Source organism: Arthrobacter sp. HLT1-20 (assembly GCF_054510895.1).
Genome location: NZ_JBTNDR010000002.1, coordinates 115,743 through 136,722, shown reverse-complemented (window position 1 = coordinate 136,722; position 20,980 = coordinate 115,743). Strand labels below are relative to the sequence as shown.

General features: G+C 63.3%; 15 protein-coding genes and 1 pseudogene. 11 read left to right on the top strand and 5 right to left on the bottom strand.

Going from position 1 to position 20,980, the window contains the following annotated elements; translation table 11 throughout:
• Nucleotides 1–30 precede the first annotated feature (30 nt).
• From trhO to proC, 7 genes are all read left to right on the top strand, one after another.
• The gene (gene trhO / locus ACX80Q_RS01930; protein ID WP_459328826.1) at nucleotides 31–924 is read left to right on the top strand and encodes an oxygen-dependent tRNA uridine(34) hydroxylase TrhO; all 894 of its coding nucleotides are present in this window, start codon (nucleotides 31–33) and stop codon (nucleotides 922–924) included.
• Nucleotides 925–1,011: 87 nt separating this feature from the next.
• Nucleotides 1,012–2,634: a DUF7059 domain-containing protein gene (locus ACX80Q_RS01925; protein ID WP_459328825.1), complete on the top strand. Its 1,623-nt coding sequence runs from the start codon at nucleotides 1,012–1,014 to the stop codon at nucleotides 2,632–2,634.
• A 280-nt stretch (nucleotides 2,635–2,914) separates the two neighbouring features.
• Nucleotides 2,915–5,689, top strand: a complete 2,775-nt coding sequence (gene topA, locus ACX80Q_RS01920; protein ID WP_459328824.1) for a type I DNA topoisomerase — start codon at nucleotides 2,915–2,917, stop codon at nucleotides 5,687–5,689.
• A gap of 282 nt (nucleotides 5,690–5,971) precedes the next feature.
• Nucleotides 5,972–9,490, top strand: a complete 3,519-nt coding sequence (locus ACX80Q_RS01915; RefSeq protein ID WP_459328823.1) for a family 20 glycosylhydrolase — start codon at nucleotides 5,972–5,974, stop codon at nucleotides 9,488–9,490.
• A 113-nt stretch (nucleotides 9,491–9,603) separates the two neighbouring features.
• Nucleotides 9,604–10,587: a Ppx/GppA family phosphatase gene (locus ACX80Q_RS01910; protein ID WP_459328822.1), complete on the top strand. Its 984-nt coding sequence runs from the start codon at nucleotides 9,604–9,606 to the stop codon at nucleotides 10,585–10,587.
• Between the two features lie 10 nt (nucleotides 10,588–10,597).
• Entirely contained in the window at nucleotides 10,598–11,452 is an 855-nt protein-coding gene (locus ACX80Q_RS01905) for a sugar phosphate isomerase/epimerase family protein (RefSeq protein ID WP_459328821.1), read from the top strand.
• A gap of 286 nt (nucleotides 11,453–11,738) precedes the next feature.
• Nucleotides 11,739–12,575 (top strand): pyrroline-5-carboxylate reductase, encoded by an 837-nt coding sequence (proC, locus tag ACX80Q_RS01900; RefSeq protein WP_459328820.1) that lies wholly within the window; start codon nucleotides 11,739–11,741, stop codon nucleotides 12,573–12,575.
• A gap of 198 nt (nucleotides 12,576–12,773) precedes the next feature.
• Here proC and ACX80Q_RS01895 read toward each other — a convergent pair whose 3' ends face one another.
• From ACX80Q_RS01895 to ACX80Q_RS01875, 5 genes are read right to left on the bottom strand one after another with little or no spacing between them, the layout of a single operon-like run.
• A complete protein-coding gene (locus ACX80Q_RS01895) occupies nucleotides 12,774–13,325 on the bottom strand; it encodes a methylated-DNA--[protein]-cysteine S-methyltransferase (protein WP_459328938.1) in 552 nt (183 codons plus the stop codon).
• A 52-nt stretch (nucleotides 13,326–13,377) separates the two neighbouring features.
• Nucleotides 13,378–14,001, bottom strand: coding sequence for an RNA polymerase sigma factor (locus ACX80Q_RS01890; RefSeq protein WP_459328819.1), 624 nt, complete (start codon nucleotides 13,999–14,001; stop codon nucleotides 13,378–13,380).
• The gene (locus ACX80Q_RS01885) at nucleotides 13,998–14,507 is read right to left on the bottom strand and encodes a methylated-DNA--[protein]-cysteine S-methyltransferase (RefSeq protein ID WP_459328818.1); all 510 of its coding nucleotides are present in this window, start codon (nucleotides 14,505–14,507) and stop codon (nucleotides 13,998–14,000) included. Before ACX80Q_RS01885 ends, ACX80Q_RS01890 begins: the two co-directional genes overlap by 4 nt.
• Before the next feature lie 50 nt (nucleotides 14,508–14,557).
• Entirely contained in the window at nucleotides 14,558–15,244 is a 687-nt protein-coding gene (locus ACX80Q_RS01880; protein ID WP_459328817.1) for a potassium channel family protein, read from the bottom strand.
• Entirely contained in the window at nucleotides 15,237–16,598 is a 1,362-nt protein-coding gene (locus tag ACX80Q_RS01875; protein ID WP_459328937.1) for a TrkH family potassium uptake protein, read from the bottom strand. Before ACX80Q_RS01875 ends, ACX80Q_RS01880 begins: the two co-directional genes overlap by 8 nt.
• 189 nt (nucleotides 16,599–16,787) lie before the next feature.
• Between ACX80Q_RS01875 and ACX80Q_RS01870 the strand changes: the two genes are divergently transcribed.
• From ACX80Q_RS01870 to ACX80Q_RS01855, 4 genes and pseudogenes are all read left to right on the top strand, one after another.
• Nucleotides 16,788–17,936: an acetoin utilization protein AcuC gene (locus ACX80Q_RS01870; RefSeq protein ID WP_459328816.1), complete on the top strand. Its 1,149-nt coding sequence runs from the start codon at nucleotides 16,788–16,790 to the stop codon at nucleotides 17,934–17,936.
• A 182-nt stretch (nucleotides 17,937–18,118) separates the two neighbouring features.
• Nucleotides 18,119–18,811, top strand: a complete 693-nt coding sequence (locus ACX80Q_RS01865) for an ArsR/SmtB family transcription factor (protein ID WP_459328815.1) — start codon at nucleotides 18,119–18,121, stop codon at nucleotides 18,809–18,811.
• Nucleotides 18,812–18,971: 160 nt separating this feature from the next.
• The gene (gene gdhA / locus ACX80Q_RS01860) at nucleotides 18,972–20,312 is read left to right on the top strand and encodes an NADP-specific glutamate dehydrogenase (RefSeq protein ID WP_459328814.1); all 1,341 of its coding nucleotides are present in this window, start codon (nucleotides 18,972–18,974) and stop codon (nucleotides 20,310–20,312) included.
• A gap of 110 nt (nucleotides 20,313–20,422) precedes the next feature.
• Nucleotides 20,423–20,860: pseudogene (locus tag ACX80Q_RS01855) on the top strand (FGGY-family carbohydrate kinase); the annotation flags it as partial.
• Between the last annotated feature and the right edge of the window lie 120 nt (nucleotides 20,861–20,980).

Genomic DNA, 20,980 nt, shown 5'->3' with positions numbered 1-20,980 from the left:
CATTTGGTGGCACAAAGTAGGATTTAACATGTGTCATTGAACAAAATTGTGCTCTTTTACGGCTTTACCCCTCTTAGCGATCCGGAAGCCATCAAGCTCTGGCAGCGTGCCCTGTGCGAAAAGCTCAGCCTCAAGGGCCGCATCATCATCTCCAAGGATGGCATCAACGCCACTGTTGGAGGAGACATCAAGGACCTCAAACAGTACCTGAAGACCACCCGTGAGTACCCCGGATTCAGGAACATGGACATCAAATGGTCCGACGGCGCGGGAGACGACTTCCCCCGGCTGAGCGTAAAAGCGCGCGACGAAATTGTCAGTTTTGGTGCCCCCGGTGAACTCAAGGTCGACGAGAACGGCGTGGTGGGCGGTGGCACCCATCTCAAGCCGGAGGAACTCCATGAACTGGTTGCGGACAAGGAGTCCAAGGGCGAAGAAGTGGTGTTCTTTGACGGCCGTAACGCCTTCGAGGCCCAGATCGGCAAATTCAAGAACGCGATTGTTCCCGACGTCGACACCACCCACGACTTCATCAAGGAACTCGACTCCGGCAAGTATGACGACCTCAAGGACAAGCCCGTGGTCACCTACTGCACCGGCGGCATCCGCTGCGAAGTCCTCAGCTCCCTCATGGTCAACCGCGGCTTCAAAGAGGTTTACCAGATGGACGGCGGCATTGTCCGGTACGGCGAAACGTTCAAGGACAAGGGCCTGTGGGAGGGCTCGCTCTACGTTTTTGACAAGCGCATGCACATGGAATTCAGCGACGAGGCCAAGGAAATTGGTCACTGCATCCGCTGCAACAACCCCAGCAACAAGTTTGAAAACTGCTCAAACCTCAGCTGCCGCAACCTGAACCTCTACTGTGCCGACTGCGCCAGCGCCCCGGAAACCCTGCAATGCCCGCAGGGCTGCACCGACTGATCCCCACGCCCTCCCACTGCTCGCAAGCTCGCAGCGGGGCCCTCGGGCGCGTGGGCCCAGACCCGCGGAAATCGTTAGGCTGGGTACATGACTGATTTCGCCACCGTCCCCGACGCACCCCGCAGCGACAACCATGCCCTCCTTGAGGCGTTGGCCCGCGACCTCCTGGCCGTTGACTACACGGTGGATGGTGTGGCGGCGCTCCTGGGCGCGGACGCCCACCAGGCACTCGGTCGCGACCAGACGGTGCCCGCCGCCCTGGTGTTGCGTACCAGCACCGAGCCGCTGGCTGTTGTGGTCCGGCTGTGGCTGCTGGCCCAGAGCGTTTCGCCCGAGGCGTTGAAGCAGGCTCTTCCCAGCATGGATGCCGGCTCCTTGGCCGCCTTGGGGCTGGTGGAATCGGCACACGAGCCGGCCATGGTTCGGGCAGCGATTGACCTGCGCCCCTACGGCTGGCCCGGCGCAACTGCCGACGACTCGGACACGAACCTGTGGGTGGCCAGCGATCTTGGTGCCCACCAGCGTCCCGGCGTTTTGCGCAAGGACCATGTGTTGGGCATCGGCCAGGCGTCCCTCACGCTGGCGCAGGGCACCATCCGCGGCGACGTGGAGCGGGCACTGGACCTGGGGACGGGCTGCGGCATCCAGCTTTTCCACCTGCTGCACCACGCCAAGACAGTGGTGGCCACAGACATTTCGGAACGGGCGCTGGCCTTCACCCTCTTCAACCTGGTCCTGAACGCGCCGGCTCTTGGACTGACAAACGCCGATTTTAACCCGGACAACAAGCAGGCGCGCGTCTCCCTGCGCCTGGGCAGCTTGTTGGAACCTGTGGCCGGTGAGCATTTTGACCTGGTGGTTTCCAACCCGCCGTTCGTCATCACCCCGCGGCATCGCGGTGAGAGTAGCAGCGAGCAGTTCACCTACCGCGACGGCGGCATGGCTGGCGACGCCATCGTTGAGACGCTTGTCCGCGAGCTGCCCACAGTCCTGAGCCCCGGCGGCATGGCGCAGATGCTGGGTAATTGGGAGATCGTGACGCAGGACCACGGCGGCACGGAAGCGGAGTGGGCAGCCCGCCCGAAGCAGTGGGTTGGTGGCGGGGTGCAGGCCTGGTTCATCCAGCGCGAACAAATCAGCCCCGGCGGCTATGCCGAAACCTGGTTGCAGGACGCCTCGCAGGGCCGCGATTCACAGGCCTACACCGACGCATATGAGGACTACCTGCTCGATTTCGCCTCCCGCAACGTCACGGGGATCGGCTTCGGCTACATCTTGCTGCGCCAGCCGGGCGCCGGGGAACTGGCTGCCGAGGAAACCCGCTTTGAAGAGATTCTGTACCCCATTGAACAGCCCGTGGGCCCGCATCTTGCCGCCGCGGTGGACCGCCAGCAGTGGTTGGTGCAGCACCCAGACCTTGCGAATGAGTACCTTTTGGTGGCCGAGGACGTCACGGAGGAACGCCACCAAAAGCCGGGCGCCGAACACCCCGGCGTCATCCTGTTGCGCCAGGGTGCCGGGCTGCGGCGCACCAATCTCATGAGCACCGAGTTGGCAGGGTTCGTTTCTGCGTGCGACGGCGATCTGAGCGTTGGGCAGATTGTCGGTGCCCTCGCAGTGCTGCTGGAACGTGACGATGCGGACTTTGCCGACTCCCTCAGCCATGATGTCCGCAACCTGGTCAGGGACGGATTCCTCCTGCCCGCCTAGTGCGCCCGGTTCCGTGATTCTGGGCACCCGTGAACCGTGGCGGGCCGCGCTGACCGGCTGCCTTCCCGCGGCCGCACCGCCCCGCGCTGCGGCAGAATCAAGCGGGAAGGAGGTCCTACAAGCCCGGGCCGGTTGCCCCTGCCCGAGGAGAAAGGCTGCGCTAACCGGGCAACAAATTTTGGACCCAGTTTCCCAAGCAATACGCGTTCACGGTAAAAATATGGTGAACTAGGCTCTTGAGGACGCCGTTCGTCCCCCTTTCCTTCCCTGTAGGAGTACCGTGCCCAGCAAGGCAGCAGCCAGCAAGCCCAAGACCGGCAAAAAGCTCGTTATTGTAGAGTCCCCTGCCAAGAGCAAGACCATCGCCAAGTACTTGGGCGAGGGTTTCGTCGTCGAAGCCTCCATTGGGCACATCCGTGACTTGCCGCAGCCTTCGGAACTCCCCGCGGAGCTGAAGAAGTCCTCGATCGGCAAGTTCGCCGTCGACCTTGAGAACAACTTCAAGCCTTATTACGTGGTTTCACCGGATAAGAAGAAGAAGGTGGCCGAGCTCAAGGCGCAGCTCAAGGACGCCGACGAACTTTACCTCGCAACTGATGGGGATCGCGAGGGTGAGGCCATCGCGTGGCACCTGCTTGAGGTGCTCAAGCCCAAGGTGCCCGTGCACCGCATGACGTTTGCTGAAATCACCAAGGAATCCCTGCAGCGCGCCATGGGGAACCTGCGTGAACTGGACACAGACTTGGTGGACGCGCAGGAAACCCGCCGCGTGGTGGACCGCCTGTTCGGTTACGAGCTCTCCCCGGTGCTGTGGCGCAAGGTTGCCCCGAAGCTTTCCGCCGGCCGTGTGCAGTCAGTGGTGACGCGCATGGTGGTGGAGCGTGAGCGTGAGCGCATGGCGTTCCGTTCGGCCAACTACTGGGACCTGGCCGGCACCTTCACACCCGAGACCGGCGAATCCTTCGGAGCCAAGCTGGCCGCCGTCGACGGCAAGCGCGTGGCCTCGGGCCGCGACTTCAACGACAAGGGTGAGCTGACCGGCAAGAACGTCACCCACCTGGATGAGGTTGCCGCGAAGGCCCTCGCCACAGCCTTGCAGGACGTGGCCTTTGCCGTCCGCTCGGTGGAGCACAAGCCGTACACGCGCCGCCCTGCCCCGCCGTTTACGACGTCGACCCTCCAGCAGGAGGCCGGGCGGAAGCTGCGCTTCTCCTCCAAATCGACCATGTCGACAGCCCAGCGCCTGTACGAAAACGGTTACATCACCTATATGCGTACCGACTCGTCGTCACTGAGCGATGAGGCCGTCAATGCTGCTCGCCGCCAGGCTTCGGAGCTGTACGGCCCCGAGTTTGTGCCCGCGGCCAAGCGTGTCTACGCCAACAAGAGCTCCAACGCGCAGGAAGCCCACGAGGCCATCCGCCCCGCCGGTGACTCCTTCCGCACCCCGGCCCAGGTGGCCAGTGCCCTGCGCGGCGACGAGTTCAAGCTGTACGAGCTGATCTGGAAGCGCACCGTAGCCTCACAGATGGCTGACGCGAAGGGTTCCACGGCCACCATCAAGTTGGGTGCCACGGCTGTTGGCGGCCCCGCTGACGGCCAGGACGCCGAATTCTCCGCCTCCGGTACCGTCATCACCTTCAGGGGCTTCCTGGCCGCCTACGAGGAGGGCCGGGATGAGTCCCGCAACGACTCCGACGACTCGGACCGCCGCCTGCCCAACGTCAAGGAGCACGATGCGCTGAGCGCCGCGGACGTCACGGCCAACGGCCACGACACCTCCCCGCCGCCGCGCTTCACCGAAGCGTCCCTGACGAAGGAAATGGAAGAGCGCGACATTGGCCGCCCGTCCACCTACGCCTCCACCTTGTCCACCATCATGGACCGCGGTTACGTCCGCAAGCAGGGCTCCGCCCTGGTGCCCAGCTGGATTGCTTTCTCAGTGGTGCGCCTGCTGGAACTGCACTTCACCGACTACGTTGACTACGAGTTCACTGCCGGCATGGAAACTGGGCTGGATAAGATCGCCAACGGCCAGGACAAGGGCTCCGACTGGCTCAAGCGCTTCTACTTCGGCGACGGGGACGACGCCGGGCTGCAGAGCATTGTGAACAACTTGGGCGAAATTGATGCCCGCGAGATCAACTCGATGCCCATCACCGACACCCTGGTGCTGCGCGTTGGCAAATTTGGCCCGTACTTGGAGAGCACAGTTCCCACCGTGGACCCCAAGACCGGGGAAATCATTGAGGCCGCCCGCGCCAACGTCCCCGAGGACCTGGCCCCCGATGAGCTCACGCCCGCCAAGGCGCAGGAACTCATGGACACGGCGGCACCCGAGGAACGCGTCCTGGGCGTTGACCCGGTCAGCGGCCACACGGTGGTTTCCAAGAACGGCCGCTACGGCGCGTACGTCACCGAGGTCATCCCGGAGATGACCGAAGAGGAAATCGCCAACCAGCCTGTTGAGTACTACAAGAACGGCAAGCCGAAGCCGCCGAAGAAGCCCGTCAAGGCCAAGCCGCGCACCGGCTCCTTGTTCAAGACCATGACAGTGGACACAGTCACGCTGGATGAGGCACTGGCTATCATGAGCCTGCCTCGCGTGCTGGGCACCGACGCCGAGGGTGTTGAGATCACGGTTCAGAACGGCCGCTTTGGCCCGTACCTGAAGAAGGGCACGGACTCCCGTTCCATCGGTACTGAGGAAGAAATCTTCACCATCACGCTGGAGCAGGCGCTGGAAATTTACTCCCAGCCCAAGCAGCGTGGCGCCCGTACGGCCGTGCCGCCGCTCGCTGAGTTTGGTGAAGACCCCGTCTCGGGGAAGAACATTGTGGTCAAGGAAGGCCGCTTTGGACCGTACATCACCGACGGCGTCACCAACATCACTGTTCCGCGTGGCACCGAGGTGGAGCAACTGACTCGGGAAACCGCCATCGAGCTGCTGGCTGACAAGCGTGAGCGCGGGCCTGTCAAGCGGACCGCCAAGGCGCCTGCCAAGAAGGCTGCGGCGAAAGCCCCGGCCAAGAAAAAGGCGCCCGCCAAAAAGTAGCCTTGCGGCAGCATTCAACAGCCCCGAACACCACCAGGTGTTCGGGGCTGTTGGTGTCTGTGCCGCCGGGCGTCGGGCAAACGCGGCTCCGGCCTGTTTCGTAAATGTTTGGAAATGTGCGAATAGGCGCAAATGAGATCGGTAACATATAGATTTTTAGCGATGGTACCCGTAACATAATGCAGGTAGCCCATACTTGTGCTCCCTGTCACACGACGCGGTGGTGAGAGGCAAGAGTGGGACTTCCAGCCCACAAGACCATTCCAGCTTTCACGGGGAGATATGAAAATTCGCCATCGTACCGGCCGTAGAGCCGTTGTCGCCGCACTGACCGCGGCCGCACTGACCCTGGCTTCGGCCGCCGTCGCTCTGCCAGGCGCCAACGCAGTTGTTGCGCCCGCACTTGCCCCGGCCGTGCTGGCAGTTGCCGCACCGTCCGGTGCCGTCCCGCTGACACCGTCCGGAGCGCCGCAAACCATCCCCGGCTTGTCCACCTGGACATCCGCCACCGGCCAGTTCACTCTGGGTGCGGGCGCCAAGGTGATTGGCGCCAACGCCACCCTGACGGGTGATCTCGCCACAGCACTCTCAGCGGTGCTGGGACGGACCGTGGCCACGGGCGCCACTGGCGCCATTGCTGGCGACGTTGAAGTGGCCGTGGACGCCAGCCGCAGCACCGCGCTGGGCGATGAAGGCTACGAACTCACTGTAGGCAACACCATTAAGGTTGTTGGCGCCACCCCTGCCGGCGCCTTCTATGGCACCCAAACCATCCTGCAGCTGCTGACGCAGGGCAACACCATCAACAAGGGCAGCTCCATCGATGTGCCTGCCTATGCCGAACGTGGTGTGGGGCTGTGTGCCTGCCAGGTCACCATCTCCATGGAGTCGCTGGAACGCACCATGAAGGACATGGCGTACAACAAGCTGAACCAGCTGTGGCTGGAAACCAAGCTCAAGTCGGTGGCCTACCCCAAGGCGAACTTCTGGGCCTACTACACCAAGGAAGAGGCCGCGCAGATCACCGCGTGGGCCAAAAAGTACCACATTGAGTTGGTCCTTGAGGTGAACTCTCCCGGGCACATGCGCCCCTGGCTCTACAACTACCCCGAGCTTCAGCTGATCAACAATGCCGGGAACAAGAAGGTTGAGCAGCTGGACATCAGCAAGCCCGAGGCCTTCACCATGGTCACCAAGCTGGCGGACGAGTATGCCGCAGCCTTCCCGGACCAGCCCTACTGGCACATGGGCGGGGACGAATACATGATGGGCGACAGCTACGCCAACTATCCGCAGTTTGCAGCTTTCGTGGCAGCCAACCCCGCAATCTTCCCCGCAGGTTCGGGCCCCGGCGACGTGTTCATCTGGTTCATGAACAAGGTCAACGCCCACGTCAAGGCCCAGGGCAAGAAGCTGCGCATTTGGAATGACGGCGTCCCGGCGTCCAGCACCATCCCGCTGGACAAGGACATTGTGGTGGAGCACTGGTACAACGCCGGTGGCACCCCCAAGCCCCAAGCCCTGCTTGACGCCGGCCATGATGTGCAAAACTCCGCCCAGGCGCTCTACTTCAACCGCCCCGGTGCCTACAACGTGAATCTGACCAACCTGTGGAACTCAGGCTGGACCCCCAAGACCTTCGACGGCGGCACAACAGTCACCGACGTGCCCGGCAAGGGCAAGGTCATCGGCGCCAAGCTGTCGGCCTGGCCCGATGACACAGCCGCTGCCACCGAATCCATGGTTGAGGAGCAGCTCTTTGCCACCACCCGCTTCCTGGCCCAGGCCACGTGGGGCGGCCCCAAGCCCACAGCCGACTTCGCCAAGTTCAGCACGCTGACAAATAACCTGGGCCGCGTACCCGGCTACGACAGCTATGACAGGACTCCGGTAGGCAACGGCGGATACACGATTTCCACAGCCGGCAAGGCAGTCAACGTCAGCGGAGCAGGCGTGAATGTAGCCGCCGCAGCCGGTGAGACCTGGATGCTTGAAGCAACCACTGACCACTACTACAAGCTGACAGCTGCCAACGGCAAGTGCCTAGCCATGGCCGGCGGAGTGCTCTGGCTCGGAGCCCCCATGCAGCAGGACCTGGCGCCGTCGTTGTCCGACTGCACCACGGCTGACCGCAATGTGAATAACTTGCAAAAGTGGGAAGTCCTCAAGGTCGGCAACGGCTACAAGATCCGCAACGCCATCACCCAGATGCCGCTGAGCCTCAATGCAGCCGGCGCCTTGACGCAGCAGGCCGCCGACGTGATAGCCGCAAGCGTCTTCACCCTGACGGGCGAAGTCTCCACCACCGTCACGGCTCCCGCCCGCGCAGTGGCCGGGGCTCCGAGCACCATCACTGTTGCTGTGGACAACCGAACAGCCACCAACATCACAGCTGCCGTTGTCACCCCGACGCCTCCTGCCGGCTGGACCATTTCCCCGGCGTCGATCGCCCTTGGTGATGTTGCCGCCGGAACTGCCAAAACGGCAACGTTCACGGCAACGCCGTCGACCGGAGTGGCCCTTGGAAACTTTACTGTCTCCGCCGCCACAGCCTACAAGGTTGGTGCTGAATCCCGCGTCAGCAACTCAAGCGCCTCAGGCTTGCTGACATGCTCGACCGCCCCGCTGCGCCCCGTAGGTGCAACGGTTGACAACTTCAACAATGGCGGAGGCGAAATCACCCCCGGCTCCAACGCCATTGACGGCAACCCCAACACCTTCTGGGGAACGGCCTGGACGCCTTCCAACGCGCCCCTGCCGCACACCATCAAGGCTGACCTTGGCAAGGAGATGAGCATTTGCGCCATCAACGCACTGCCACGCCAGGGCACGTCCTCCGGCGCCATCAACGGACGCATCAAGAACTACGAGGTGTACGTCAGCAAGACTGCCGGTGATGTGGGGACCAAGGTTGCCGAAGGTACCTTCGCGAACGTTTCTACCCTCCAGACGGTGCTTTTTGCCACTCCTGCCGTGGGACAGTTCGTGACCCTTAAGGCTCTCAGCGAGCAGTCGGGCCAGCCCTGGACCACTCTGGCCGAGTTCAGCATTGACGCGGCGGACGTGGCTGTGGAACCCACAGTTCCGGCAACCACGGCACCCGCCACCACCAACCCGGCAACGACGGCTCCTGCCACCACCACGGCCCCGGCCACGACGGCGCCGGCAACCACCACGGCACCGGCTACGACGGCTCCGGCGACAACGGCTCCTGCCACCACCACGGCCCCGGCCACGACGGCGCCGGCAACCACCAGCCCTGCGACGACGGCGCCCGTAACAACCGCTCCGGCGACTACGGCGCCGGCAACCACCACGGCACCGGCTACGACGGCTCCTGCCACCACCACACCGCCTGCCTCTGTTGAGGCGGACGATGTTCAGCAGGGCCAGGCGGTGACCTTCACCGGTTCAGGCTTCCTGCCCGGTGAAAAGGTGAGCGGAACCGTGCACAGCGATCCCGTGGACCTCGGTGTGAGCGTTGCTGATGCCAACGGCAACGTATCCTTCACCTGGAATGTGCCAGCCAACTTCGCCGTGGGCGAGCACAAGGTGACGCTTAGCGGTGAAACCTCCCAGCGCGTGGTGGAGGCGATGTTCACCGTTCTGGCCAACACCACGGCAACCACGGCAGGCGGGGCAAGCAGTTCCTCCGCCCCCACGTCATCGGCGCCGGCCAAGGGTGGTCTGGCCAACACGGGCGCCAACACCACAGCCTTGTGGGGCGGGGCCGTGCTGATGGCTCTCCTTGGTGCAGTGGTAGTGATGAGCAGCCGTCGTCGTGCGGGAATGCACCAGTAAACCGCGCCGACGCTGAGTCCCCAGGCCGCCCGATTGCGAAGCGATTCATTTTGTTGCTTCGCAATCGGGTGGCCTTTGGCCTGTAATGATGCCAAAAGGGCCATAATGGGCATATGAGATTAGGCGTGCTCGACATCGGCTCCAACACCGTTCACTTGCTTCTTGTTGACGCGCGGCCCGGGGCCAAGCCCGTCCCGTATGCCTCGCATAAACGGCCGCTGAGCCTTGTGCAGCACCTCGATGATCAAGGCAACATCACCGATGAGGGCCAAAGTGAGCTCATCGAGTTCATTCTGGAGGCGTGGGAGTTCGCCGCCCAGCACAAAGCCAAGGATCTTTTGGCGTTCTGCACCTCAGCCATCCGCGAGTCCACCAATGGTGCTGCGGTGCTGGACCGGGTGCAGCATGAAACAACTGTCCGCCTGACGGAGCTCACGGGTGAGGAAGAATCGGCCATGACATTCTTCGCCGTGCGCCGGTGGCACGGCTGGGATGCCGGCACCATTCTGAACCTGGACATTGGTGGAGGCTCCTTTGAAATCTCACAGGGCGCCAACGAGCTTCCCGAGCAGGCCCACTCCGTGCCCCTCGGCGCCGGTCGGCTGACCCGGGATTGGCTCGCCGAGGACCCGCCCACGGCCAAGAGCGTCAAACAGCTGCGCAAACACATCAAGGCCACCCTCAAGGAGCCGGTCGCAGCCACCAAACTGCTCGGCCCGCCCAACATCGTCACGGGCTCTTCCAAAACATTCCGAGCGCTGGCGCGCATTACCGGGGCCGCGCCGTCGTCCATGGGGCCCTATGTGCGCCGCGAACTGCACCTGAGCGATCTGGGGCTGTGGTCCCAGCGGTTGTCGGCCATGTCCTCGGCGGACAGGCTGCACCTGCCGGGAGTTTCCGCTCCGCGGGCCCAGCAAGTGCTGGCCGGGGCGCTCGTGGCGCAGACAGCCATGGAGATGTTTGGTGTGACAACCATGCAAATCAGCCCATGGGCCCTGCGAGAGGGGCTCATCCTGCGGCGCCTGGACCAGCTGGTTTTTGACGGCCCGCTGGACCCTCCGGCCCACGTTGCCAAGCTGATGAATTCGAAAAACTAAGTAGGCGGACATGACTCAAACACCGGCGGACCCGCCTTTGGAGCAGCACCAGCAGGAATCCGGCAGCACCCCTCGGGCCCCCATTCCCGTGGCACTTTCCACCGCCTCGGTTTACCCGCTTTCCGTGCATGACGGCTTTGCCGTGGCTGCAGACCTGGGCTACGACGGCGTGGAAGTCCTTGTCACGCACAACGGTGACAGTCAAGACGCCGCGGCCCTGACCCGGCTGGCCGAACGCTACGATCAGCCCATCCTGGCCATCCACGCGCCCACGCTTTTGCTCACCCAGCAGGTGTGGGGCAGTGCCTGGAACAAGATCCAGAAATCAGCCCAAATGGCTGTTGATGTTGGAGCGGATGTGGTGGTGGTGCACCCGCCGTTCCGCTGGCAGAACGACTACGCAGAAACCTTTGCCCACGGTGTGCGGGACATTGCGGATGCCTTTGGGATTCGCATTGCTGTGGAGAACATGTACCCGTGGCGTGTGCGGGGACGTGAGGCGTTGGCCTACCTGCCGCACTGGGACCCCGTTCCCTTGGACTACCGCGACGTCACCTGGGACTTTTCCCACGCTGCCACGGCCGGGGCGTCCAGCCTGGATGCCGTCAAGTCGTTGGGGGAGCGGCTGCGGCACATCCACCTGACGGATGGAATTTCGCCGTCCACCAAGGACCAGCATCTGATCCCCGGCCATGGCACGCAGGAGTGTGTTGAGGTGCTCCAACATATTGCCCATAACGGGTTCGACGGCGCAGTGGTCGCCGAAATCTCCACGCGCAAGGCCAAGGGTGCCGGGCAGCGTGAGGAATGGCTGGCCGAAACATTGGAGTTTGCCCGCGTGCACCTGGGGCAGACGGCGCCGTAGCGGGTGACCGCGGTGGCCGGGCCTGCCGAGGCCTTAAAGTGAAATCGCCGGAGGAAGCTCAGCCAGTGGATGGGGGATTCACTGGCGAGATCTCCGGCGATTTGATTGGTCTTCAGGACAAGACCAATCCGATCATCACTCGCACCCTTATGAGGTAATTAAAAGATTACGGGGCCTGGTTGAGAATAGCCGGGGCGCCAGCTGTGCGTTTGCCATTAAGCGCTCCCCGTGGGTTGCGTGAGGCTGCCCGGTTGCATGCTGTGCCGTGGCCAACCAAGATGGGAACATGATGAAAAAGATTGTGTTTCTTGGCTGCGGTTCCATGGGTGAAGCTATTCTGGCTGGCATGCTGGCCGCCGGGGTGTCCCCGCTCTCCGTTGTGGTGACAGTGCGGCGCCCGGAGCGGGCGCACGAGCTAGCCACCCGCCACGGCGTCACCGCTTTGGCCTCCAACGAGGAAGTCGAAGCCAATGTGGAGGCCGTGGCTGGGGCAAGCGTGGTCATCTTGGGGGTCAAGCCCGTGGGAATCATTGACCTGTGCCGTGAAATTGCCGGCGCACTGGAATCCAATGCCGTGGTCATCAGTGTTGCCGCGGCCGTGTCCGTGGCACAGCTTGAAGGCGCTTTACGCCCAGGTCAGCCGGTGGTTCGATCCATGCCCAACACGCCCTTGAAGGTGGGCCGCGGCGTGGTTGCCCTCTCCGCGGGAACGTCGGCCGATGAACATCATCTGGCCGCAGCCCACGAAGTATTTGACGGCTCAGGCGTGGTGCTCGACATTCCGGAGGAGCAGCAGAACGCCGTTTCGGCCATCAGCGGCTCCGGCCCCGCCTACGCTTTCTACCTTGCAGAAGCCATGGCGGCAGCAGCCGAGGACTTTGGTATCTCACCGGAGATTGCTCAGATCCTGGCCAGGGAAACTGTGGCCGGTGCCGGCATCATGTTGGCCGAACCCGGCGCTAATCCCACCGAGCTGCGCCGGGCCGTCACCAGCCCCAACGGGACCACTGAGCAGGCCATTGCCAGCTTTGACCGGGACGACTTGCCTGGAACTATTCGGGCGGGCGCCCGTGCAGCAGCCGCCCGTGCAGCAGCCATCACCGAAGAGCTCGGCGCCCAGTAGACGCTATCGCAGCAATGGTCGGTTTTCCCCCCGACGCTCTCGCAGCAATGGCTGGATTTTTCGGGACGTTGTCGTACTCATGCCCGCAGTGGGCGCCACCAGTGCGAAAGGGTTTTGCGAAAGCTAGCCATTGCTGCGAGAGGGTTCAGGAAAAAGGCACCATTGCTGCGATAGCGTGTGGGGGAGGGTGTGGAGGGCCTAGTGCCCTGCCTCCAAGGCCAGCAACAGCGCCTTGGCCTCCACACCGCCCAAGTACGCCCCCTGGCTGCCGTCGGAGCGGATCACCCGGTGGCAGGGCACCACCAGCGGCAGGGGATTGCGCGCACATGCGGTTCCCACAGCCCGCACGGCCCGCGGGCTGGAGGTCAGCGCCGCCACCTGTGCATAGCTGGCCGTGTGACCGTACCCAATCTCCGGCAGGTGCGCCAGCACCTCACGGCGGAAGCCGCTGGCCAGCCTGAAATCCAGGGGCAGCTCAAAGCTGTGGCGGCGGCCGGCAAAGTACTCATCCATTTCCCGCGCGGCCAGATCCAGGCGGGCAGGTGCCGCAATGACCCTCGGGCTGATGGTGGTGGCCAGGGATTCCAGCACGGAATCATGGTCTTCGCGGGCAAACGCCACCCGTACCAGCCCCTGCACAGTGCCGGCCAGCAACAGCGGGCCCACGGGCGAATCAACCACCCTGTAGGCAACATCCACCAGCCCGCCCTCCGCGGCGGCAATGCTGAACGCGCCGCGCAGGCGCTCCAAGGTGACATCCTCAGCAGCCGTCACCGCGGCAAGTTCTGCGGGAAATTCGACGTCAGTGTTCACCAGAAATCCTTTCGATCACAGTGCGCCTTTGCGCCAAAAATGCGCGCAACGCCTTCATGCCGTCGGATGCGGCCCGGCGCGCAGCCTCCGGCGAATTCCCCAGCAGCTCGGCCACCTCCACATACGGCAGCCCGGCCAAATGATGAAAAACCACTGCCTCACGCTGCATCGGCGGCAATAGCCCCAGCGCCGCCCACACGGTGGCTGCCTCCAGATTGGCTTCAACGGCCTGCACCACGGCGTCCCCTCCACCCTGCCCTGCGCCGCCTACACGGCCGGCCGCCGCAAAGATCCCCTCGGAGGAATCGGACACCCCTGAACCACTCGCCGGGATGGGGAGCCGGAGGGATTTCCTGTGATGGTCCACGGCCTTGTTGCGGGCTATCGTTACCAGCCAGGCCTGCCAGTTACTGACCTTTGTTGCCGTGGGATAAACCCGCAGGGCTGCCAGGAACGTTTCCTGCCAGACGTCGTCAGCATCGCTGACACCCACCAGTGCCCGGCAGACCCGCAATACGGTGGCGCCGTGGGTGGAGACCAGGACGTCAAAGGGCGGTAGCGCCGCGGATCGAGGCGACGGCCGTGCAGCAGGGTCCGGTTCCGGTTCGGTCAAAACAACGCCTCGGTGCCCGTCCAGGCCGGGTTTTCAAACTCCAAAAGGAACTGCTTGCGCTCCACACCGCCGGCATAGCCCACCAGCGAACCATCCGCCCCGACCACCCGGTGGCAGGGGACAATGATGCTGATGGGGTTGCGGCCGTTGGCCGAGCCCACGGCCTGGGCCATGGATTTGTCGCCCAGCATGCCCGCCAGTTCCCCGTAGCTGCGCACCTCGCCAAAAGGAATTTGGCGCAATGCCGCCCAGACGCGGTGCTGGAACGGGCTGCCAAGCGGTGCCAGCGGCACGGAAAACTCACGCCGCTGCCCGGCAAAGTACTCGCCCAGCTGTTCCGCCGCGGCCCCCAAAACCAGCGAATCGGCAGCGACAACCCGCTCGCCCATCGTCTCCTGAGTAGGCCGGCGTTTGTGCTCGGCCATGTACACAGCCTGCAGTCCGTCGTCGTTCGCAACAGCCGTCAACAGGCCCAAGGGTGAGTCGAAAATCGAATGTTCCAGCATCAGTGGTACCTCCCTATCCTGTAGACGCTCGGCAGGGCGAAAACGTGAGGTCAGGGCCGGGCGGCGAAGCGTTCCAGCAGGTCAACGTAGCCGGACACAATGAGCATGTCGCGGCTGGAGACGCGCGTGTGCGGCTGGGCGTACGTGAAGTCCTCGCCCGGGGACTTCACGCCCACCACCGTGACGCCGTACTTGGAACGCACCTTGGATTCCTCCAGCGTGAAACCCTGAGTCTCCTTGGGCGGGTACATTTTCACAATGGCGAAGTCGTCGTCGAACTCGATGAAGTCAAGCATGCGCCCGCCCACCAGGTGCGCGGCACGGACGCCGGCGTCGGCCTCCGGGTAGATGACGTGGTTGGCGCCAATGCGGGTCAGGATCTTGCCGTGCGACTGCGTGATCGCCTTGACCCACAAATGATCGATCCCCAAATCCACCAGGTTCACGGTGATGAGCACACTGGATTCGATGGATGTTCCCACACCTACGACGGCGGAGCTGAAGTCCTGTGCCCCGAGCTGGCGCAGCGCGTCAATGTTGGTGGCGTCGGCCTCGACCACGTGGGTGAGGACGCCGGCCCACTTTTGGACCAGCGCTGGGTCGCGCTCGATGGCCAGCACTTCGCGGCCCTGCTTGACCAGTTGGTGGGCCGTGGCGGCACCAAAACGGCCCAAACCAACCACCAAAACGGGTGCATTGTGCGGCGGGCGGTTGTTGGAGTCTGTTTTCTCAGCCAATGATGGGCCTCTCTTCCGGGTAGTGGTACAGCTGGCGGCGCTGGCGCAAGGCCAGGGCTGCGGCGAGGGTGATGGAGCCGACGCGGCCAAAGAACATCATGGCGCACAAAACATAGACCCCCGACGGCGGGAGCTCGGCACTGAGCCCTGTGCTCAGTCCCACGGTGGCGAAGGCGGAGATGGTTTCAAAAAGCACCCGGTCAAGGCTTTCGCCCGAGATGGCCAGCAGCAGCCCGCAGGCGATCATGACGAACGTTGCGCCCATCACGATGACGGAGATGGCCACGCGCATGGTTCCCTGGGGGATGGTGCGGCCGTAAATCTTGACGTCGTTGTCACCGCGGGCCTCGGCCACGATGGCCAGGAACATTACGGCCAAGGTGGTGACCTTGATGCCGCCCGCCGTGGAGGCGGAGCCGCCGCCCACAAACATCAGGGCGTCTGTGAGCAGCATGGTGGAGGTGTTCATGGCGTTCATGTCCACCAGGTTGAAGCCCAGGGAACGGGTCATGACGGAGGCAAACACGGAGTGCGTGATCTTGTCCCCCACACTCATCCCCCCAATGGTGGCCGGGTTGCTCCACTCCATGGCTCCCCACATCAGGCTGCCCGCCACCAGGAGCATGAGGGACACCTGAACGGTGAGCTTGGCGTGCAGCGTCCACTTCTTGAAGCGGAATCCTGTCACTAGAAGAACCATCATGACGGGGAAGCCCAGGCTGCCAATAAAGCCGCCGACCATGAGCGGGGTCAGGATCCACAGATCAGCCTCGTAGGGGACAACGCCGTCGGAATGGGGTGTGAAGCCTGCGTTGTTGAATGCTGAGATGGAATAGAAGGTGGCGTGCCAGATGGCCTGCGGGAGCGGCTCGCCCAGGATGAGGAAGCGGGGGGCCAACGCTAATGCCAGCACCACTTCCACAGCAACAGAGGTGCTGATAACAATCCGGAGCAGGGTGCCCACCTCGCCCAGCCGCCCGGCGTTCATGGCTTCCTGGGCGATGAGCTTGCCGCGGACGCCCAGGCGCTTGCTGACCATCAAGGACATCAGTGATGCCAATGTCAGAATGCCCAAGCCGCCCACAAAGATGCCAATCAAGATCACGAGCTGGCCAAAGAATGACCAGTGCAATGCAGTGGAGACAGTGGTCAGCCCTGTCACGCAGACAGCCGAAACCGCTGTGAACAGTGCGTCGTGGAATGCCGTGGCTTGACCCGTACGGGATGCTACGGGCAGGCACAACGTCAGGGTGAAGGCCATGATGACCAAGGCAAAAACAATCAAAGCCAAACGGGCAGGGGAACTATTCGCGACGTGGTCCACGAAATCGCGGACACTCACCACGACTCTCAGCGGCCATTTGGGAAGCCCTTGTTGAAGAGTTGAATTTGCTGCCAACGCGTTGCTGCCCTTCCTGCCGTAGATGGTGCCGAGTCGTCGATACGGCAATTGCGGCCATACTTCGATAGCCTGTGATGGATGTCATCCTTCGCCAGCGCAGGGCCAGCGGCCGTCCCGACAAGCATAGTCTGCGATGCGGCCATGTCCGCGTACAATTTTGGCCCCCACCATCCCATGTCCCCGGCCCGTCTGGACCTCACAGCGGCGCTGGCACGCGAGCTGGGGATCTTTGAGCTGCCGCAGGTGGATGTGGTGGAGTCCTATGTGGCAAGTGACGACCAGCTCGCCACAGTTCACGACCGCGACTACATTGCCGCGGTCCGCCGCGTGGGAGAGAACCCCACCCTGAGCGATCCCAGCCGCGGCCTGGGCACGGAGGACGACCCCGTCTTCGCAGGGATCCACGAAGCCAGTGCCCGGTTGGCTGGGGGATCACTGCTGGCCGCAAGTGCCCTGATCAGTGGTGCGGTGCCGCGCGCCGTGAACTTTGGCGGCGGCATGCACCACGCTTTTGCCGGCAAGGCCAGTGGATTCTGCATCTACAACGACACCGCGCTGTCCATTGTGAAGCTGCTGGAATCGGGAGTGTCCAAGGTTGCCTACATAGACATAGACGCTCACCATGGTGACGGCACCCAGAGCATCTTCTGGAACGACCCCCGGGTGCTGACCATCTCTCTGCACGAGTCCGGTGTGACGCTCTTTCCCGGCACCGGGTTCGCCAACGACGTGGGTGGGCCGCTTGCGGAGGGCACCGCGGTGAACGTTGCCCTCCCGGCCGGCACCTCAGATGCCGGCTGGCTCAGGGCCTTCCACGCCGTCGTGCCCCAACTGGTTGAAGCTTTTGCGCCGGAAGTTATTGTCAGCCAGCACGGCTGCGACTCGCACCGGGACGATTCGCTGACCCACTTGAATACGAGCGTCGACGGGCAGCGGGAGGCTGCGCTGAGCATTGCGGCGCTGGCGGACAAGGTGTGTGGCGGTCGCTGGATTGCCACAGGTGGCGGCGGCTACAACATTGTGGGTGTTGTGCCGCGGGTGTGGAGCCACCTGATGGCCATTGTGGCGGGCAAGCCGGTTCCGCTGCGAACCCCCGTTCCTGAGGCGTGGCGCAGCTACGTTGCGGAAAAGTACGGCAAGGTGGCGCCTCTGCTCATGGGTGAGGACGCTGATACGTGGTGGCGGTCCTGGGAAGTTGGCTACAACCCCTCCGACGCGCTGGACAGAACTGTCATGGCCACCCGGAAGGCCGTTTTCCCCATGTACGGCCTGGATCCGTGGTTTGACTAGTTCCCACATATCAGTCCCCACGCCCTCCCAAAAATCGCTGGCGCGATTTCCGGGTCCCTCGGGCAGGTGGGCCCAGCCACGCCGTGCCACGCCGTGCCGGTCGCTAGCCGCTGGCGCGATTGAAGTTCCGCGTCCGGAGGGTCAAAAATGCTGTGGCGGGCATATGTCGCTAGAGTAGTGGGATGGTTGTTGAAAAAGTCTTCGCGGTGATTGCCGAAAGTACCCGCCGGGACATTTTGGAAGCCCTGGCCCAGGAGAGCAAGGCTGTGGGTCAGCTGGTGGATGAGCTGGGGGTCTCGCAGCCAACGGTTTCCAAGCATTTGCGCGTCCTGCGTGAGGCTGGCGTGGTCACGATGCGCGCGCAGGGCCAGAAGCGGTTCTACGGGATCAATACCGAACCCCTTGCGCTGGTGGCCAGTTGGCTGGAATCTCTAGGAGCCACTGCCCCCGGGCTCTCCGGCGTTGCGCCGGCCCAGCTTCCGTCGGCGGCCCCGCTTGATGGGCGCGCGGCCACGCCGCCGCAGGTTGCTGCTGCCGTGCCCGCTGCTGTGCCTTCTCCCGTGACGGAAGTGCCGCCAGCGGAAAAGCTGCTTCCCGCAGCGTCGAACGGCGCCCGGGTGCCCACGCTGGCGGCACCCGCTCACACTGCCACCAGTTCTGCCCCTGGTGCCAGCGCCGCGGCAAGCGGTGTTACAGGGGCCCGCGCAACGGGTGTTGTCCCCTCCAGCCAGGCGGCTGTGGTTGTGCACTCGAACGAGAATGACGGCGGCGTCCCCGGGCAAATCAGCCGAAGCGTTGGCCGTGCGGCCAACAAGGCTGCAGATTTGCTCGCCAACCTTCCTGCCCTGCCAACATTCAGGCGCCGCAAGGACTGAGTAAGGCGGCCCGGTCCGCCCCTGCTCCTGTGATTTATGCATGAACTTGCATGGCATTTCGAAGAATGGGAAAAATTAGTCTTACAGCCATGGTGACTGGAAAATTGCCAGTGAGCATATTTATGCGCGTTTTTAGCGCCTCACCCTTCTCAGGAGACTCATGGATACCAGGCTAGAAGCCATCCGGGAGCAAGTTTTAGCTCGCAACCCCGGCGAAAAAGAATTCCACCAGGCTGTTCTTGAAGTTTTTGAAAGCCTTGGCCCGGTTCTGGATAAGCATCCAGAATTCGTGGACGCTGCTGTTCTGCAGCGTTTGTGTGAGCCCGAGCGCCAGATCATTTTCCGTGTTCCGTGGATGGACGATTCGGGACGCGTGCAGATTAACCGCGGTTTCCGTGTTGAGTTCAACTCGGCACTTGGCCCGTACAAGGGCGGACTGCGTTTCCACCCGTCCGTGTATTTGGGCATTGTGAAGTTCCTCGGCTTCGAGCAGATCTTCAAAAACGCACTGACCGGCATGCCCATCGGTGGCGGCAAGGGCGGGTCCGACTTTGACCCGCGCGGCAAGTCCGACGCCGAGGTCATGCGCTTCTGCCAGAGCTTCATGCTGGAGCTCTACCGCCACATTGGTGAGTACACCGACGTCCCCGCAGGTGACATTGGTGTGGGTGGCCGCGAAATCGGTTACCTGTTCGGCCAGTACAAGCGCATCACCAACCGCTATGAGTCGGGCGTTTTGACCGGCAAGGGCGTTGGTTGGGGCGGCTCGCTGGTGCGTCCGGAAGCTACCGGTTTCGGTACAGTTCTGTTCGCCAACGAGATGCTCAAGACCCGCGGCACCTCCTTCGACGGCCAGCGCGTGGTGGTTTCCGGTTCCGGAAACGTTGCCACGTTCGCCATCGCCAAGGCTCAGCAGCTCGGTGCAAACGTTGTGGCCTGCTCCGATTCCTCCGGCTACATTGTGGACGAGAACGGCATAGACGTTGCCCTCCTGCGCCAGATCAAGGAAAAAGAGCGCGGCCGCCTGAAGGAGTACGCGGTTCGCCGCGGAGCATCCGTCAGCTACGTTGAGGGCGGTTCCGTTTGGGACGTCAACGCAACCGTTGCCCTGCCCTGCGCCACGCAGAACGAACTCAACACCGAAGCAGCCACCAAGTTGGTCAAGAACGGCCTCATCGCCGTTGCTGAAGGCGCCAACATGCCTTCCACCAGCGGTGCCGTTGCCGTCTTCCAGGAGTCCGGCACCTTGTTCGGCCCGGGCAAGGCAGCCAACGCCGGTGGTGTGGCCACCTCAGCGTTGGAAATGCAGCAGAACGCCAGCCGCGACGCTTGGACGTTCGAGCACACCGAGGCCCGCCTCACGCAGATCATGGTGGGCATTCACGATCGCTGTGCCGAAACAGCCGACACCTATGGCTCCCCGGGCAACTACGTGGTTGGCGCCAACATCGCTGGCTTCGTCAAGGTTGCCGACGCCATGTTGGCCCAGGGCTTGATCTAAGCTCCGCCTCTTCATCTGACCCGCAGAAAACGGCGAAAATACACGGTTTTACCGTGATTTTCGCCGTTTTCTGCGGGTCAGATTTGGTTAATTAGGAACCCGGGGGCGGGCCGCTCATCGACGTGGATTCGCAAGACTTCATCGCCCCCGGCGGCATGCCCGGGCGCATCCGCGCCGCGGTGCGCGCCAAGGGAGGGTCGCTGGAAACCCGGCCCGCCGCCGTCGTGCGCTGCATTCTGGACAGCCTCGCAGCAGCCTACGCAACAACCGTTCGGGACGCTGCGCGGCTCTCCGGGCAAGCGGTCGACGTGATCCACATTGTGGGCGGGGGATCCCAAAATGAGCTGCTCTGCCAGCTCACGGCCAACGCCACAGGCCGGCCCGTCATCGCCGGGCCCGTGGAAGCAACGGCCCTGGGCAACCTGCTGGTCCAGGCCCGCGCTGCCGGTGCAGCGCCAGCATCCCTGGCCGGGCTGCGGGCAATGGTCGCAGCAAGCCACCCCGGCAGGCGCTATGAGCCCGCGGATGAACGCGCTTTGTCCGCATAACTGCGCTTGGACGGCTTGGCGGCGGTTCAGCAACCGCCAACAAGCCGCCCAAGCGCAGATGTGGCAGTAAAGCGCAGGTAAAAGCTACGTGTAGGACGTAGGATGTCTCTAGTGCCCGGG

Coding starts and splice junctions, on each gene's coding strand:
- gdhA (WP_459328814.1), top strand. CDS start 18,972: ATGGATACCAGGCTAGAAGCCATCCGGGAGCAAGTTTTAGCTCGCAAC.
- ACX80Q_RS01865 (WP_459328815.1), top strand. CDS start 18,119: ATGGTTGTTGAAAAAGTCTTCGCGGTGATTGCCGAAAGTACCCGCCGG.
- ACX80Q_RS01925 (WP_459328825.1), top strand. CDS start 1,012: ATGACTGATTTCGCCACCGTCCCCGACGCACCCCGCAGCGACAACCAT.
- ACX80Q_RS01885 (WP_459328818.1), bottom strand. CDS start 14,507: ATGCTGGAACATTCGATTTTCGACTCACCCTTGGGCCTGTTGACGGCT.
- ACX80Q_RS01910 (WP_459328822.1), top strand. CDS start 9,604: ATGAGATTAGGCGTGCTCGACATCGGCTCCAACACCGTTCACTTGCTT.
- proC (WP_459328820.1), top strand. CDS start 11,739: ATGATGAAAAAGATTGTGTTTCTTGGCTGCGGTTCCATGGGTGAAGCT.
- ACX80Q_RS01870 (WP_459328816.1), top strand. CDS start 16,788: ATGTCCGCGTACAATTTTGGCCCCCACCATCCCATGTCCCCGGCCCGT.
- ACX80Q_RS01915 (WP_459328823.1), top strand. CDS start 5,972: ATGAAAATTCGCCATCGTACCGGCCGTAGAGCCGTTGTCGCCGCACTG.
- ACX80Q_RS01905 (WP_459328821.1), top strand. CDS start 10,598: ATGACTCAAACACCGGCGGACCCGCCTTTGGAGCAGCACCAGCAGGAA.